The following is a 15,875-nucleotide window of genomic DNA, read 5'->3' on the forward strand; positions in this document are numbered from 1 at the left end:
CCAGCAATTGGAGAAGAAAATTTTAGAAACTATATGCAAATTGCATTAAATAATAGGGAAAAACTAACAGAATATCCTTTTGTAGTTTTCAACAAACGGACAAACGAATACGCTGGAAGCACACGTTTTTATGATATTCAGCTTAGTAATAAAACGTTGCAATTGGGTTATACTTGGTACGGAAAGCAATTTCAAGGAACAGGACTAAACAAGCAATGTAAATATTTATTATTAGAATTTGCTTTCGAAAAAATGAATATGGAACGAGTAGAATTTCGTGCTGATAATGCAAACGAACGCAGTAAAGCTGCTATGAAAAGTATTGGTTGCAAAGTAGATGGTGTTTTACGAAGTAATATGATAAAGCTAGATGGAGGAAGACGAGACAGTATTATCTTGAGTATTCTTCGTGATGAATGGTTTGATTCCGTTAAAGAAAATTTAAAAAATAAATTATGAAATATTTATGATAATTTAATCACGGATACAAGCGAAGATTGCCTCATAAATATACCATATTCCAATAAAAAAATATAAAATTACATATGAAAATAAATCCAAAAACCGGAATAGATCAACTCATCTTTGGAATGAAACAAAAAGATGTTACAGCCATTTATGGTAATCCTGATAAGCAATACAAAGACGAAGAAAATAATGTGATTTTTTTGTATAATAGTAAGAAATTACGACTAACATTTTATGAAGATGAGAATTTAAAGTTAGGTTATATGATTACTTCGAATCCAGATTTAGAATTATTTTCAGAAAAAATTATCGGAAAGTCAATTAAAGAAGTTGAGCAAAATGTTACAAATAAAGGTATCAAATCTCTAGAAATTGAAAATTTTGATACTGTCGATAATTACTTCAACGAAACTAATTGGATGATTTTTCAGGTCGAGTATAATCAAGTAATTCGGTTCGAATTGGGAGCAACTATAAATGACAAAGATGAATTTGACTGGAAATTTAAAGGATAATCTTAATTGGGAAAATAAAAAAAGGGAACAAAATATTTAGATTTTGTTCCCTTTTTATTTAAGTTTTAAAGTTTATTGTTTTGGTGCAGGAATAGCTTCAAGAACTTCTAATTCAAAAATAATATTTGCATTAGGTGGAATTACACCACCAGCACCTTGAGCACCATATCCTAAATTAGCAGGAATAAAGAAAGTTGCTTTATCTCCAAGAGACATCAAGTTTAATCCTTCAAGAAAACCAGGAATCAATCCACCTTTATTTCCCGCTTGGAATGGGAAAGGAGCATATCCATTTTGTGCGGCTCTGTTAGGATCAAATTTTCCATAGGCTTTATTTACTTCTTCATAACTACTATCAAACAAACTTCCGTCTTCAAGATAACCGGCATAATGTATGTATATTGTTGTCCCATCAACTGGTTTTGCTCCAGTTCCTTTTACAATAACACATTCTAATCCAGTTGGGGTTTTTGTTGCTGTAGTCCTAGTTTTTGCTAAAGACGCTACTTTTGCAGCCATTACTGGAGCACATTTTGCTAAATAATCTTTTTTTGCTTCAGCAGCAGCTTCCATTTGCTTTTTGTTTTTTTCTGCATCTAATAAAGCTTGCTTTTTATCATCTTCACCTTTTGTTGCATAATAATCGGCAAATATTTTTGCTGCATCAAATTTTTTAGCTTCAGCTCCACTTCTAGAAATAGTAACTTTATTTATGACATCGTTTTGCTCAATTTTATTTACCACATCCATTCCAGAAACAACACTTCCAAAAACAGTATGTTTACCATCTAACCAAGGTGTGTCTTTGTGTGTGATAAAAAACTGACTTCCGTTTGTAGCTACTCCAGAGTTTGCCATTGATAGGATTCCGCCTTTTGAATGTTTTAAATCAGTAAATTCATCTTTAAATTTGTAACCTGGGTCTCCAGAACCAGTTCCTAAAGGATCTCCACCTTGAATCATAAAATCTTTGATAACTCTATGAAATTTTAATCCGTTATAAAAAGGTTTTCCTTTCAAATCAGCTTTTACAATTGTATTTGTTCCTTCTGCTAATGAGACAAAATTCGCAACAGTTATGGGTGTTTTTACATATTCTAATTGCACCACAATTTTTCCTTTTGAGGTATCAAATTCAGCAAATATTCCGTCAGTTGATGTTTTAGTTTGAGCTGTTACTTTTTCTTTTCCCTTTTGAGCATAACCATTTGCTATGACTATAAAGAATACTAATAATAGATTTAATTTAGTTTTCATTTTTATATAAAATTTATATTATTTAATTGGCATTTTTTCTAACATTTCTAATTCGAAAATCAAATTGGTATTTGGTGGAATTACTTCTCCAGCTCCTTGTTCTCCGTAACCTAAATTTGCAGGAATGAAAACAACTGCTTTGTCTCCAAATGACATTTTTTCTAATCCTTCTATAAACCCTGGAATCATTCCATCTTTTTTACCAGCTTCAAAAGGGAATGGTTGGTATCCGTTTTGTGCGGCTCTGTTTGCATCAAATTTCCCAAAGTCACGACTTACATTTTCGTAACTAGTATCAAAAAGATTTCCGTTTTCAAAAAACCCTGCGTAATGAAAATAAAATGTTGTTCCAGCTGCTGGTTTTCTTCCTGTTCCTTTACTTATAATAGTATACATTAATCCTGATTCTGTTTTTGTAGCTTTTGCTTTAGTAGCAGTAAAATAAACTGCTTTAGCTTCAATTACTTTCGCATACTTTGCATCATTTTCTTTTTTGGAAGCAGCTTCAGACTCAAAATGGTCTTTAAAAACTTTTGGTGCATCAAACTTTTTAGCATTTTCTCCTTTTCGGATAATTTCAATTTTAACAATTTTGTCTCCTATAGCTATTTTATCTACTACTTCTTGACCTTCTATAACATGACCAAAAACCGTATGACGACCGTTTAGGTAATTTGTTTCTTTACGTGTAATAAAAAATTGACTTCCATTAGTTCCTGGACCAGCATTTGCCATAGCAAGAACACCAGCTTTGTCCATTTTTAAATCATCTACAAACTCGTCTTTAAATTTGTAACCAGGACCACCTGAACCGTTTCCGTCTGGATCACCACCTTGAATCATTGGCGGATTTGCTTCGACTCTATGAAAAGTTAATCCATTATAAAAAGGTTTTCCGCTAAATTTTTCATTTACTAATTTATTTGTTCCTTCAGCAAGAGAAACAAAATTTGCAACTGTTACTGGTGTTTTTTCCAATTCTAACTGTAGTAAAATCTTTCCTTTGCTGGTTTCTATTTCTGCATAAAGTCCATCTGATAACTTATCGTGTTGTGAGTTGCACGAGAACAATAGTAATGTTGTAAAACTTAATAGTAATCTTGTTATTTTATTCATTGTAAAAAAATATATTTGGTTATTCAATTCTTAATTTTATTTTGCTTCTTGATCTGGTTTTATATCATTTAAAGTTACAGTACAAATTAAAGGTTCGTTGGTTCCTATTTTTTTGTTATCACCGTGATATCCAAAAGCCATGTGCGATGGAAATATAAATGTTACTTTTTCTCCTTTTTGCATCAGTTTTATTCCGTCACGTAATCCCATCATAATATCTTGTTTGTCAACTACATACTGATGTGGCTTAAGGTCTAATTGACTATAAATTATATTGCCATTCAGGTCTTTTATTTCATAATCATAAAATGCAATATCACCTTTTATAGGTTTTGGCATTTCTGTTGTGTTTTTTGTATGGTAATAATACCAATACCCTTTTGTTGATGAAATATAATCGATTGCAGAATCTTTTTTAATCATTTTTGCAATAATACTTTCTTCGTTTTCATTTAGTTTTTTGTTTCGCTCAATAGATTGTTTCATAAACTCTCCTGATGCTTGCGAAACGGGTCTTCTTGGCTCTTGTTTTGCTGTACAACAAGTAACTAAATTCATGCCAAGAAGTAAACATCCTGCTATTTTAAGTAATTTCATGAGATTTATTTTTTAATTTCTTTTACAATTCTTTCAAAATCCGCTATGGTTTCTTGTAACGATTTGTCTGATTTTCCGCCTGCAGCATTAATATGTCCGCCACCTCCAAAATAATTTCTAGAAAACTGATTCACATCGAAACTGCCTTGCGATCGAAACGAAATCTTTATAATTTTTTCTTCCAAATTTTCGATAAAGATAGCAGTAAAATCGATTCCATCAATAGAAAGACCATAATTTACAATTCCTTCAGTATCACCCTTTTGAAAATTATAAGTATTTAATTCTTCTTGAGAAAGTGTTATATAAGACGTTTTGTAATCAGTCATTAACTTCATGTTTTGAAGTGCACGACCTAGTAATTGCAAACGACTGTACGAACTTTTGTCGAATAATTGATTGTGAATAGCACTGTTTTCGACACCATTATCTATCAAATCGGCAACTATATGATGCGTTGTGCTTGTTGTTTTAGGAAAACGAAACGAACCAGAATCGGTCACAATTCCTGTATAAATACATGTGGCAACGGTTTTATTAATTAAGTTTTCTTGCTTTAATTGATGAATAAAATGATAAACCATCTCACAAGTAGAACCGTATTTAGTATCGGAAAAAGTATATTTTGCAAAAGCATCTGGAAATTCATGATGGTCTATCATCACAAAAGTTTTATCTAGCGTTTCTAATGTTGCTTGCATAATATCTCCAGTCCTGTGAAGTGCATTAAAATCTAAAGTAAAAATCAGATCAGATTCGTTTAATATTTTAGTGCAATTTTCTTTGTCTTTTTCGAAAACCAAAACCTTATCAGAAGCTGGTAACCAAGCTAAAAAATCAGGAAATTCATTAGGAGAAATGACCACAACATTATGATTTTGTTGCAACAAAAAATGATATAATGCAAGAGTAGAGCCCATGGCATCTCCATCTGGATTTCTATGAGGAATAATTGTTATCTTTTTTGGGGAAGCTAATAGTAATTTAATTGCTTCAATTTGATCGTTTGTCATCATATTGCGAAAATACAGATTTTCAGTTAATATATTTACTTAAATTTTTCATAAAATTATATAGCTATACCAATAATTTCTTTGATCTTAAAAACATACAATAGTCCAATTATTAGTAAATTACTTTCTGGGATGGTTTTTCTTCTTTAAATATTGTTTTAGTTATATTTGTTAACCAATATCTTAGTTTTAATCTAATAAAAAATTAATGAATAAACTTTTCTTTTTTCTATTTATTATAAATGGTACAATTTTGTGTAAAGCACAAAATAATAATCAAGATTCGGAAGTTATTAATGACACAATTTTCGTGAATTTAAAAAATTACAGCTCCGATTTTGCATTGGATATGAAATATGCAACCGAAGATAATTTTCTAAAAACCAAAGTATATGATTGCACATCTTGCTTTTTGCGATTAAAAACGGTAAATAATCTAATGGAAGCCAGTAATCAGTTTAAGAAAAAAGGTTACAAAATAAAGTTATTTGATTGCTACAGACCACTTGATGTTCAGAAAAAAATGTGGGCCATTGTTCCTGACGCAAATTATGTAGCAAATCCTGCAAAAGGTTCTATTCACAATAGAGGAGGAGCAGTAGATATTACATTAGTTGATGAAAACGGTGTTGATCTTGATATGGGAACAACCTTCGATTTTTTCGGACCAGAATCAAGTCACGATTTTAAAGATTTGGATAGAAAAATACTTAAAAACAGAAAATTACTCAAAAAAATAATGACTCGAAACAATTTCGAATCCTTTGATTCAGAGTGGTGGCATTATAATTTAATAGGTTCAAGAAAAGATAGTTTGTCTAACTTCAAATGGGAATGTGAGTAATTACTCAACACACGAAAAATTATCTATAAAGAAATTTTCGGGCTCAAAACGGCCAGTTATTTTTTCACCATTAAGTTCTTTTTGCAAAATATAATCTTTTGTTTCAGATGCAAGTCTTATACGCATCGTCGTTATTGGGTATTTTTTTAAATCTTCAAAATTGTTTTTTATAAACAAAAAAGTAGCACTCAATAATCTATTATTCATTTTCTCAGAAGTATTATAAATTAGATTATCACATTCATTTTCGACAGTATTTATTAATGTATAAATTTTTCCGTTTGATAACTGAAAGTAAACTTTAGAGTTTTTATCGATACATTTTGGGGTGATAAAATCGGTACTTTTTTGAATAATTTGAAGGTTTAATATAGGTGTTCCGTTATCTGAAGTAAGAGATAAAAAAACAAGTTGTGCCGAGTTTCCGAATACTTTTTCGTAAACCAAACAACTTTTAGTTTCTTTTAATGTTCCAATTGAATCAGTTACGTTTACACTATATTCGCAAGGTTTTTGAGCAAATAATGTAGATTGAAATAGCAAAAATAAAATAAGTACAGGAAATCTCATTGGGTTTAAATTTTGGCGCAAATTAAAACAATTTTACGATTATTTGCATCAGTAGTAAAAAAAGTATAAATACCACCACCATCACTTATTTTCCATTTTTTCCTGATTGCCTCGACAGTTTCTGGAAAATTTCTAGTGGTAATATTGGCTTTAGTATTTTCAAGAAATTGTTTCATTTCTATTTTATCATATTCAAAAGAATTTCTTATTTCAAATATTCGTCCAGGAAAATCTATGATTTCGTTCGATGTGTATAAATGAGAATGTTGATGTAGTTTTTCGATGTTGAAATGATTTGCAACCAGTTCGAACGCACCTGATTTCAAAATAGCTGCGTTGGGTTCATAGATATATTTCTTAGGTGATGAATAAACATTCGTAGCTATTTCATCATTCAAAATAAAGTTGAATGTATCTTCCTTTTCTTTATTAAAGTTGATGGTTTTAATTGTAATAGCATCATCATAATCTTTTTCTATTTCCCACAATAATTCTTTTACTTCATTATTTACAGCAACAATATGAATTGTTTTAACGTTTCTCAATTCGGTTAGACCAGCAGTAATATCAAGTATTGGAGCAGTTTTTACTACTATTTTATTTGAAAACAAGAAGTATTCTTCCAACAGTTTAGGGACATCAGGCAAACAGTCTTTTAGCATGAATACTTTGCCTTTTGCATTACTTCTTCTTGACGGATCTATATATATCCAATCGAATTTTTGATCTAATTCTTTAAGAATATCAGAACTATCGCCATGCAAACACCTAATAGAATCTTTTTTAAGTATTTTAAAATTATGAGCTACAATTTCAGATAATGCTGCGTTTAATTCACAATGAATAACTCGATTTATTTTCTTCGAAAAATAATAATCATCTACACCAAAACCACCAGTTAAATCGATTAAGCTTTCGCCAGAAACAATATTAGATTTGTATTGAGCTGTTTTTTCGGAAGAAGTTTGCTCTACTGAAATTTTACTTGGGTAAATAATATTTTCGGTTGCATACCAAGTGGGTAATTTTTCTTTTGCTTTACTTTTTGCTGCAACTTGGTTCAATATTTCTATCCAAGGAACTTCAGGAAAAGGATTTTTTTGAAGTGCGAACTTAGTTATGTTTATTCCCAAATTTTTTGAAATAAATTCCTGAATTTCATTAGATAGTAATGAGGCAATCATTAGATATTCTTTGTAATTAGTTGCACAATCTTATTCTCTGGAAAAAATTCTTTAGCAATTACTTTTAGCATCGTATAAAATGGTATTGCTATTATCATTCCTGTAATTCCAAAAAGAAATCCGCTAATTAATGTGATTAAAAATATTTCTAATGGATGCGAATTAACACTTTTTGAAAAAATTATAGGTTGCGAAATATTATTATCAATGAGTTGAACTATCCAAAAACCTATTAGAACATATAAAGTGGTAGGTAAAATATCATGCTGAAAATCGCCACCTAAATTGCTGATCATTGTTAGTATTGCTGCTAAAACAGAACCAATTAATGGGCCAACGTAAGGAACAATATTTAGTAAAGCACATAAAAAGGCAATAATAAAAGCATTTTCAACTCCAAAAATAAGTAGTACTATTAGATACAAAACAAAAACAATCGATAATTGAATTAATAATCCAATAAAATAACGACTGAGCATGTTGTTTGTTTTAGTAACTGAATTTAGAATTTTTTTTTCATGGTTATCAGGTAAAATTCTTTTTATTCCGTTTGTAAACATGACTTTATCTTTCAAAAAGAAGAAAGTAATAAACAAAACTGCAACCAATCCCATACCAAAACTACTCATAGTTCCTAAAATAGAATTTAATATGGCAGGTATAAAATTGAAATTAAGTTTAGAGGTTAAATTAGTTTCATTTAGCAAATTTCCAACATTTATATTATGATTTATCAGGTAAATTTTAAATTTATCAGCTAATTCAATAGCGTTATTTTCAATTGCATTTGTGTCTAGTAAAGATAAGTTTTGACTTTGAGAGACAATAAGTGGTACAAACATCAAAATTAATCCTATTAACGTGAGAATTAATATAAACATTGTAAATGCAACAGCTAGTGTGTTAGGAAATTTTAAGCGTCTTCGCAAAAAAGCAACAAAAGGACTTGTAATTAGCGTTAATACAAGTGAAACAATCAAATAAATAATGACAGATTGAATCTCATATAGTAAAAACAAAATAGCAGCAATTCCAATACTAATTGCTATTGCTTTTATAATTCCAAGCGCTATAATTTTTGAATTCATTGTTATTTAAATTTGAAAAACGAATATAATAAAAAAAACTCGCTACAAGAGCGAGTTTTAATTTATTGTTTAATAAAAAGATATTACAATCTGAAAGAAGATCTAATTCCTCCAGCAACAAATATTGCATCCATTCTAGATTTTTGTCCTAATGAGAACATATACATTCCTCTATCATCAGTATAATCCATATAGTTCATGTACATTTCTAATGGTGCACCAGAACAAGTACTTCTATGACCAACAGCAGGAACTCCACCATTAGCAGCATTGTGAGTTGGTGTGTCTGAAACTAAATCAGATCCACAAGTTGCATCTCCCCAAATGTGACGTAAGTTCATCCAGTGACCTACTTCGTGAGTTGCTGTTCTTCCTAAGTTGAAAGGATAAGCAGATGAAGAAGAGCTAGTTACTCCTGTGTATTTACCGTCGCAAACAACTCCATCAGTAGTTGAAGAACCTCCAGGAAATTGTGCATATCCTAAAATTCCTCCACCAATAGTACAAACCCAAAAATTAAGTTTTGTAGTTGGAGAAGTTGGATTTAAACCACCAGAAGTAGTTTTTTTCATCGCATCATTAGTTCCCCAAGATGTTTTTGTAGTAGATTTTCTAATCACTTGGTCCAATACAAAAGAGATTCCTACATTTGCTCTTACTGATGAGTATGGATTGTTAGATGTATTATAATCAGAATTTAAAGCATTAAAATCTTTATTTAATACATCAATTTGAGATTGAAGTTGTGCTAATGAGATATTTTCAGCAGTTGTTCTATATAATACATTAAATACTACTGGAATTTGAATTTTTCCGTTAACGATACGTCCAGTAGATATAGCATTTTTTGTAAATGCTTCGACTTCTGCCATTCTAGATGCTAAAGCAGGATTTTCTTGAAGTTGACGTTCTAATACCTCTTGAGAAACACAACCTCTATGAGCAGATGCATTAGTAGTTGGTTGAACATCTGTTACATTGCTGTCATCTTTTTGACAAGAAAACATTAAGAAAACCACCGAAGCAGTCAATAACAATTTTTTCATAATTTGTTTGGTTAAATTAGTAATTTGTTAGTTTTTTATTCAATTCTTTGGCAATACTATAAATAATTAAACTAATTACAAAATTTTTAACAAACAAAATAAAAAAAAAGTGATTGATAAGTTGATATGAAATTGTTAATAACTTTGGGATAGATAGAAAAATAAGATATTTAGAGTTTTTTTAATGTTAAAAAACATTATTTAAAAATAGTTAACTTTTTTTGTATATTTGATAAATTTGAGTTTAATTACTTAAATTATTCTCAAAAACATCATTTTTTTTGCTAACCTCATCTTTTTCGTTATCAATACATTTTTATAATAGTAGAACTCGCTACAAGAACGAGTTCTCTATACATATTAAGTATATATATTATAATCTGAAAGAAGCTCTAACACCACCTACAGCGAATATTGCATCCATTCTAGATTTTTGACCTAAAGAAAACATATACATTCCTCTATCGTCTGTATAATCCATATAATTCATTGTCATCTCAACAGGAGTACCTGAACAAGTACTGTAATGAGGATAAGTAGGAACACCAAAGTTCGCTGCATTATGAACTGGCGTATCTGAAACTAAATCTGAACCACAAGTCGCATCTCCCCATATGTGACGTAAGTTCATCCAATGTCCTACTTCGTGAGAAGCTGTTCTTCCTAAATTATAAGGATACGATGATGAACTAGAACTTGTAACTCCAAAATAATTAGCATCAATTACAACACCATCAGTTGCAGATGAACCTCCAGGAAATTGTGCGTATCCTAAAATACCACCACCAATAGTACAAGACCATATGTTTAATTTTGTTGTAGGAGAAGTTGGGTTTAAACCACCTTGTTTGGTTTTTTTCATAGCATCTCTAGTACCCCAAGATGATTTTGTTGTTGATTTTCTGATTACTTGATCTAACACGAAAGATATACCAACATTGGCTTTTACTCCGGAAAATAATGCTGGAACTTGATTGTAATCAGAATTTAATGCATTAAAATCTTTATTCAGCACATCAATTTGAGATTGAATTAATGTTATCGAAATATTTTCGGCAGTTGTTCTATAAAGAACATTTACTACAACTGGAATTTCTATTTTTCCATTTACAAGTCTTCCTGTAGTCATTGCATTTTCAGTAAATCTTTCAATTTCAGCCATTTTAGATGCTAAATTTGGATTTTCTTTAAGTTGTCTTTCTAATACTTCTTGCGAAGCGCAGCCTCTTTGAGCCGAAATATTTAATGAATTTGAATTTGATTGATTCTCATCAACATTGTTGTCGTTTTGACAAGAAAACAGGAGCAAAGCTACCGCGGAAGTTAAAAACAATTTTTTCATAATTTGTTTGATTTAATTAGTTATTTAATAGTTTTTTATTGAATTGTATAACAATACTAGAAAATAAATATTAAAAAAATAAACATTATTAAAAAAAGTAGATAAACTGTTTGTTTATATCGTTGAATAGAAACAAATAACTGATATTTAGATAGTTAAAATAATTAATTATTAAAAATAAAATTAATAATATTAGCTCCCATTTTTAAAGCTTTTTCTCGAATATTTTTTGGGTCATTGTGTACTTCAGTATCTTCCCAACCATCGCCTAAATCGGATTCGTAAGTATAAAGTAACACTAATTTAGTATCTATAAAAACCCCAAATGCTTGTGGTCTTTTATTATCATGCTCGTGTATTTTGGGTAAACCTTCAGGAAATGGAAAAGGTTTTTGGAAAATAGCATGAGTAGTAGGAATTTCTATTAAAGCTTCATTAGGAAAAATTTTTGCAATTTCTTTTCGTATGTATTGATCCATTCCATAATTATCATCAATATGAAGGAAACCGCCAGAACGCAAGTAGTTTTGTAAGTTCTGAACTTCAGCTTCATTAAAAACTACATTTCCGTGTCCTGTCATGTGAATAAACGGAAACGAAAAAATATCAGCACTTGCAGGTGTTACCGTGACAGGTTTGGTTTTTATAGTGGTGTTTATGTTCTGATTGCAAAATTTTATCAAATTGGGTAACGAGGTAGGATTGGCATACCAATCTCCACCACCACTATATTTTAGTAAAGCGATTTCTTGCGAAAGTACTGGAGTTGTAACCAGAATTAAAAATAAAATTATTTTTTTCATTTGCTACTAAATTCACTCATTTGTAAAAACCACACTATGACAAGCAACAACTGCAGCGGTTTCTGTTCGTAATCGTGTGTTTCCCAAAGATACAGGAATATAATTGTTGGTTAGGGCTAATTGGATTTCTTTTTCAGAAAAATCACCTTCAGGACCAATTAAGATGGTGTATTTTTCTTTTGGTTTGATGGTATTTTTCAATAACTTTTTGTCTGTTTCTTCACAATGTGCAATACATAAATTTCCATCATGTTTCTGATTAATGAAATCCTTGAACGAAATAGGTTCGTTTAACTTTGGCAGAAAAAATTGTAATGATTGTTTCATTGCCGATAATATAATCTTATCGAAACGTTCATTTTTAATGATTTTTCTTTCGGAACGATCACATATAATAGGCGTAATTTCGTGAATTCCCATTTCGGTCGCTTTTTCGAGAAACCATTCGAAACGATCATTCATTTTTGTTGGTGCAACAGCCAAATGAATATAAAAATCAGTCGGTTTTGATGTTTCGGTTGAAATGATTTTTACTGTACATTTTTTTTCGGAAGCTAAAATAATTTCAGTAGTAAATAAATTACCTAAACCATTAGTTACATGTAAAATATCACCTTCTGTTTTACGTAATACTTTAACAATATGTTTGCTTTCTTCTTTATCAAAAGAAAACTCATTTAATGTTGTATTTATCTCTGAATTGTAAAATAATTGCATACTAAAAATCGATTCGTGCTTTGCTAACTACAGAAGCATCATTAAATTTATTTTCTAAAAAACGTTGGTAACCTACAATACCAATCATGGCTGCATTGTCAGTCGTATATTCAAATTTGGGTATAAAAGTTTTCCAACCGTATTTTTTTTCTGCTTCTTTCAAAGTGTTTCTAATTCCTGAATTTGCCGAAACACCACCGCCAATTGCAATTTGTTTTATTCCTGTTTGTTGTACTGCGAGTTTTAGTTTTTCCATCAAAATCTCGATAATAATATTTTGTATAGAAGCACAAATATCGTTCCTGTTTTCATCGATAAAATTAGGATTCTCTTTTACATTATTCTGAATAAAGTATAAAATTTGGGTTTTTAGTCCCGAAAAGCTAAAATCTAAATTTGGCATTTTTGGTTTGGTAAATTTATACGCTTTCGGATTTCCCAATTGAGCATATTTATCTACTAATGGTCCGCCAGGATAAGGAAGGCCTAATATTTTGGCACTTTTGTCAAAGGCTTCTCCTACAGCATCATCAGTAGTTTCGCCAATGATTTCCATATCGAAAAAGCTATTTACTTTTACAATCTGAGTATGTCCGCCAGAAATCGTCAATGCCAGAAATGGAAATTCGGGTTTATCATAACCTTCTTCATCTATATAATGAGCTAAAATATGTGCATGCATGTGATTTACCGCAATGAGCGGGATATTTAATGACATTGCCATGCTTTTTGCAAACGAACTTCCTACTAATAAAGAGCCCATAAGTCCTGGGCCTTGAGTAAAAGCAATAGCAGATAATTGGTCTTTTGTAACATTTGCTTTTTTGAGTGCTACATCAATTACGGGAACAATATTTTGTTGGTGCGCTCGCGACGCTAGTTCGGGAACTACACCGCCATATTGCTCATGTATAGCTTGTTGTGCTACAATATTAGACAGAACTTTATTATTTTGTAACACTGCTGCAGCTGTGTCATCGCAAGAACTTTCGATAGCAAGAATAAAAATTGGTTTTTGATGCATAAAAGGCATAGATTTTGCGTTATATTTGATAAACCGATATAAAAAATTTAATTTTACATCGAAGCCCAAAAATAAAGATTTTTTATCAAATCTAACCGTTTAGGGCTGTTTACCTTTGCAAAAAACTATTGTTGGAAGAAAAGAAAAAAAATACAGGCCTCAAAAAATTTAGAAAATACACATTATTATTCCTTCTCGGATTGATATTGCTATTGTTGTCGCTTGGTATTGCACTTTCTTTACCATCTGTTCAAACTTATTTGGGACAAAAAGCCACTGAATATATAAATGAAGAATATGGTACTGATATAACCATTCAGGAAGCAAATTTTACTGTATTTGGTGGTGTAAAACTAAAACAAGTTTTAATTAGAGATCATAAAAAAGACACATTATTTTACATTAATAGATTAAAAACGAATATTATTGATGCTAAAAAACTAGTGGATGGCGATTTGCATTTTGGCGATGTTGCAATGGACGGCTTATATTTTAATTTGAAAAACTACAAAGGCGAAAAAGACAATAATTTGGATAAATTTATTGCTCTTTTAGATGACGGAACACCATCTAAATCGAACAAAAAGTTCTTACTAACCGCAAATAAATTCAATTTAACTAATAGTTCTTTTTCGTTTAACGATTACAATCTTGATAAACCGTTACTTTTTGGTGCAAGAAAACTAAATGCAGTTACTACAAAATTTAAAATTCTTGGGCCAGATGTTACAACTTCAATACAAGAAATGTCGTTTATAGATAATCATGGTCTTGTAGTTGATAATCTTATATCTGAGTTTACTTATACTAAAAAGAATATTCTGTTAGAAAAACTAACCATAAAAACAACAGAATCTGACCTGAAAGGAAATGTAGCTTTACGATATGACCGAAAAGACTTTTCAGATTTTAATAACAAAGTTATTTTTGATGTAAAAATTGATAAAGGTTCTATTTCTTCTAATGATTTGAATCATTATTATGGAGAATTTGGTAAAAATCAGCGATTCAATTTAAGCGGAAAACTTTTAGGAACATTAAATAATTTCTCAACAAAAAAATTAAAATTAATAGATAATAATAAGTCCGAAATTATAGGAGACTTTACGTTTAAAAACCTTTTTTCTAAAAATAAAGGAGATTTTTATATGAAAGGAGATTTCTCTAAAATATCCTCAACTTATGCTAATCTTAATGCGATTTTGCCAAGAGTTTTAGGGGAAAATTTACCAACAACTTTTAAGAAATTTGGGGTATTTACTCTTTCTGGAACTACTGAAGTTACTCTGAAAACTATAAAAGCAGATATCTTATTAAGAACAGCTTTAGGAAATGTAAAGTCAAATTTGAGTATGACAAGCATCGATAATATTGACAATGCAACTTATATTGGAAACGTAAAATTGGATAATTTTAATTTAGGAAAACTCTTAAACAGAACCGATGTTGGTGTTGTAAATCTAGATTTAGATGTTGATGGGAAAGGATTTACCCAAAAATATTTAAACACAGAACTAAAAGGAAAAATAAATAGTGTTTACTACAATAACTACAATTACAAGAATATGGTTGTTGATGGAACCATGATAAAATCAGTTTTCAAAGGAGATATTTCTGTAAATGATCCTAATTTACAAATGGATTTTGATGGAATTTTAAACTTAAATAATAAGGAAAACAAATATGACTTTCATGCTAATGTCGAGTATGCCAATCTTAAAAATCTAAAATTATACACAACCGATTCTATTTCTGTTTTTCGTGGTGATGTAACCATGAAGTTGCAGGGAAATAAGATTGATAATTTATATGGCGAGGTTTTTATAAATCAAACTTCATACGAAAATGATAAAGACACTTACTTTTTTGATGATTTTGTGATAAAATCTTCTTTCGATTCAAATCGTATCAGAACCATAATCATAAATTCGCCAGATATTATAGAAGGTGAAGTGGTTGGTAAATTTCAGTTTAATCAACTTCAAAAATTAATCGAAAACTCTTTAGGAAGTTTATATGCTAATTATTCTCCAAATAAAGTAAATAAAGGACAGTTTTTGAAATTTGATTTTAATGTGTACAGCAAACTAATCGAAATATTTTTTCCTGAAGTTTCTCTTGGAGAGAATACATTTATGCGAGGCTCAATAAATTCTGATAATGATGAGTTTAAGTTTAATTTTAAATCACCAAATATTACAGCTTACGATAATTATTTTGATAATATAAATATTGATATTGACAATAAGAATCCTTTGTATAATGCTTACATAGAAATGGATAGCATAAAA

15 protein-coding genes and 1 pseudogene are annotated in these 15,875 nt (G+C 30.1%); 4 read left to right on the plus strand and 12 right to left on the minus strand.

Features of this window, described 5'->3' with window-relative positions; translation table 11 throughout:
- Window positions 1-459, plus strand: a 459-nt coding sequence (locus tag ACHZC3_RS02185; protein WP_394758239.1) for a GNAT family N-acetyltransferase, incomplete at its 5' end; no start/stop codon positions are given.
- Between the two features lie 86 nt (window positions 460-545).
- Entirely contained in the window at window positions 546-983 is a 438-nt protein-coding gene (locus tag ACHZC3_RS02190) for a hypothetical protein (protein WP_394758240.1), read from the plus strand.
- Between the two features lie 72 nt (window positions 984-1,055).
- On the opposite strand, the gene ACHZC3_RS02195 is transcribed toward ACHZC3_RS02190, so the two are convergent.
- From ACHZC3_RS02195 to ACHZC3_RS02210, 4 genes are read right to left on the minus strand one after another with little or no spacing between them, the layout of a single operon-like run.
- Window positions 1,056-2,240: a peptidylprolyl isomerase gene (locus tag ACHZC3_RS02195; RefSeq protein WP_394758241.1), complete on the minus strand. Its 1,185-nt coding sequence runs from the start codon at window positions 2,238-2,240 to the stop codon at window positions 1,056-1,058.
- 18 nt (window positions 2,241-2,258) lie between these two features.
- Complete coding sequence (locus ACHZC3_RS02200; RefSeq protein WP_394758242.1) at window positions 2,259-3,356, minus strand: peptidylprolyl isomerase; 1,098 nt, start codon at window positions 3,354-3,356, stop codon at window positions 2,259-2,261.
- Window positions 3,357-3,392: 36 nt separating this feature from the next.
- On the minus strand, window positions 3,393-3,953 hold the full coding sequence (gene gldI, locus ACHZC3_RS02205) for a gliding motility-associated peptidyl-prolyl isomerase GldI (RefSeq protein ID WP_394758243.1): 561 nt from the start codon (window positions 3,951-3,953) through the stop codon (window positions 3,393-3,395).
- Between the two features lie 5 nt (window positions 3,954-3,958).
- The gene (locus ACHZC3_RS02210; RefSeq protein ID WP_394758244.1) at window positions 3,959-4,969 is read right to left on the minus strand and encodes a bifunctional oligoribonuclease/PAP phosphatase NrnA; all 1,011 of its coding nucleotides are present in this window, start codon (window positions 4,967-4,969) and stop codon (window positions 3,959-3,961) included.
- Between the two features lie 205 nt (window positions 4,970-5,174).
- Between ACHZC3_RS02210 and ACHZC3_RS02215 the strand changes: the two genes are divergently transcribed.
- The gene (locus ACHZC3_RS02215) at window positions 5,175-5,810 is read left to right on the plus strand and encodes a M15 family metallopeptidase (protein WP_394758245.1); all 636 of its coding nucleotides are present in this window, start codon (window positions 5,175-5,177) and stop codon (window positions 5,808-5,810) included.
- Here ACHZC3_RS02215 and ACHZC3_RS02220 read toward each other — a convergent pair whose 3' ends face one another.
- From ACHZC3_RS02220 to tsaD, 8 genes are all read right to left on the minus strand, one after another.
- On the minus strand, window positions 5,811-6,380 hold the full coding sequence (locus tag ACHZC3_RS02220) for a hypothetical protein (RefSeq protein ID WP_394758246.1): 570 nt from the start codon (window positions 6,378-6,380) through the stop codon (window positions 5,811-5,813).
- A gap of 5 nt (window positions 6,381-6,385) precedes the next feature.
- Window positions 6,386-7,564 carry a class I SAM-dependent methyltransferase gene (locus tag ACHZC3_RS02225; RefSeq protein WP_394758247.1) on the minus strand — a complete coding sequence of 393 codons (1,179 nt, stop codon included), beginning with the start codon at window positions 7,562-7,564 and terminating at the stop codon, window positions 6,386-6,388.
- Window positions 7,564-8,652, minus strand: a complete 1,089-nt coding sequence (locus tag ACHZC3_RS02230) for an AI-2E family transporter (RefSeq protein WP_394758248.1) — start codon at window positions 8,650-8,652, stop codon at window positions 7,564-7,566. The genes ACHZC3_RS02225 and ACHZC3_RS02230 overlap by 1 nt, the downstream gene beginning before the upstream one ends.
- An 83-nt stretch (window positions 8,653-8,735) precedes the next feature.
- Window positions 8,736-9,698, minus strand: a complete 963-nt coding sequence (locus tag ACHZC3_RS02235) for a zinc metalloprotease (RefSeq protein WP_394758249.1) — start codon at window positions 9,696-9,698, stop codon at window positions 8,736-8,738.
- Between the two features lie 373 nt (window positions 9,699-10,071).
- Entirely contained in the window at window positions 10,072-11,040 is a 969-nt protein-coding gene (locus ACHZC3_RS02240) for a zinc metalloprotease (protein ID WP_394758250.1), read from the minus strand.
- A gap of 164 nt (window positions 11,041-11,204) precedes the next feature.
- The gene (locus tag ACHZC3_RS02245; RefSeq protein WP_394758251.1) at window positions 11,205-11,843 is read right to left on the minus strand and encodes a DUF4159 domain-containing protein; all 639 of its coding nucleotides are present in this window, start codon (window positions 11,841-11,843) and stop codon (window positions 11,205-11,207) included.
- 12 nt (window positions 11,844-11,855) lie between these two features.
- Window positions 11,856-12,560: a 16S rRNA (uracil(1498)-N(3))-methyltransferase gene (locus ACHZC3_RS02250; RefSeq protein ID WP_394758252.1), complete on the minus strand. Its 705-nt coding sequence runs from the start codon at window positions 12,558-12,560 to the stop codon at window positions 11,856-11,858.
- 1 nt (window position 12,561) lies between these two features.
- Window positions 12,562-13,584 (minus strand): tRNA (adenosine(37)-N6)-threonylcarbamoyltransferase complex transferase subunit TsaD, encoded by a 1,023-nt coding sequence (gene tsaD / locus ACHZC3_RS02255; protein ID WP_394758253.1) that lies wholly within the window; start codon window positions 13,582-13,584, stop codon window positions 12,562-12,564.
- Window positions 13,585-13,715: 131 nt separating this feature from the next.
- On the opposite strand from tsaD, the pseudogene ACHZC3_RS02260 reads away from it, so the two are divergent.
- A pseudogene (locus ACHZC3_RS02260) lies at window positions 13,716-15,875 on the plus strand (translocation/assembly module TamB); the annotation flags it as partial.

Origin of the sequence: Flavobacterium sp., assembly GCF_043720215.1 — a bacterium.
Lineage (GTDB): Bacteria > Bacteroidota > Bacteroidia > Flavobacteriales > Flavobacteriaceae > Flavobacterium.

Excerpts from the sequence above, each read along its gene's own strand:
- ACHZC3_RS02190 (WP_394758240.1), top strand. The coding sequence starts at position 546 with ATGAAAATAAATCCAAAAACCGGAATAGATCAACTCATCTTTGGAATG.
- ACHZC3_RS02195 (WP_394758241.1), bottom strand. The coding sequence starts at position 2,240 with ATGAAAACTAAATTAAATCTATTATTAGTATTCTTTATAGTCATAGCA.
- ACHZC3_RS02200 (WP_394758242.1), bottom strand. The coding sequence starts at position 3,356 with ATGAATAAAATAACAAGATTACTATTAAGTTTTACAACATTACTATTG.
- gldI (WP_394758243.1), bottom strand. The coding sequence starts at position 3,953 with ATGAAATTACTTAAAATAGCAGGATGTTTACTTCTTGGCATGAATTTA.
- ACHZC3_RS02210 (WP_394758244.1), bottom strand. The coding sequence starts at position 4,969 with ATGATGACAAACGATCAAATTGAAGCAATTAAATTACTATTAGCTTCC.
- ACHZC3_RS02215 (WP_394758245.1), top strand. The coding sequence starts at position 5,175 with ATGAATAAACTTTTCTTTTTTCTATTTATTATAAATGGTACAATTTTG.
- ACHZC3_RS02220 (WP_394758246.1), bottom strand. The coding sequence starts at position 6,380 with ATGAGATTTCCTGTACTTATTTTATTTTTGCTATTTCAATCTACATTA.
- ACHZC3_RS02225 (WP_394758247.1), bottom strand. The coding sequence starts at position 7,564 with ATGATTGCCTCATTACTATCTAATGAAATTCAGGAATTTATTTCAAAA.
- ACHZC3_RS02230 (WP_394758248.1), bottom strand. The coding sequence starts at position 8,652 with ATGAATTCAAAAATTATAGCGCTTGGAATTATAAAAGCAATAGCAATT.
- ACHZC3_RS02235 (WP_394758249.1), bottom strand. The coding sequence starts at position 9,698 with ATGAAAAAATTGTTATTGACTGCTTCGGTGGTTTTCTTAATGTTTTCT.
- ACHZC3_RS02240 (WP_394758250.1), bottom strand. The coding sequence starts at position 11,040 with ATGAAAAAATTGTTTTTAACTTCCGCGGTAGCTTTGCTCCTGTTTTCT.
- ACHZC3_RS02245 (WP_394758251.1), bottom strand. The coding sequence starts at position 11,843 with ATGAAAAAAATAATTTTATTTTTAATTCTGGTTACAACTCCAGTACTT.
- ACHZC3_RS02250 (WP_394758252.1), bottom strand. The coding sequence starts at position 12,560 with ATGCAATTATTTTACAATTCAGAGATAAATACAACATTAAATGAGTTT.
- tsaD (WP_394758253.1), bottom strand. The coding sequence starts at position 13,584 with ATGCATCAAAAACCAATTTTTATTCTTGCTATCGAAAGTTCTTGCGAT.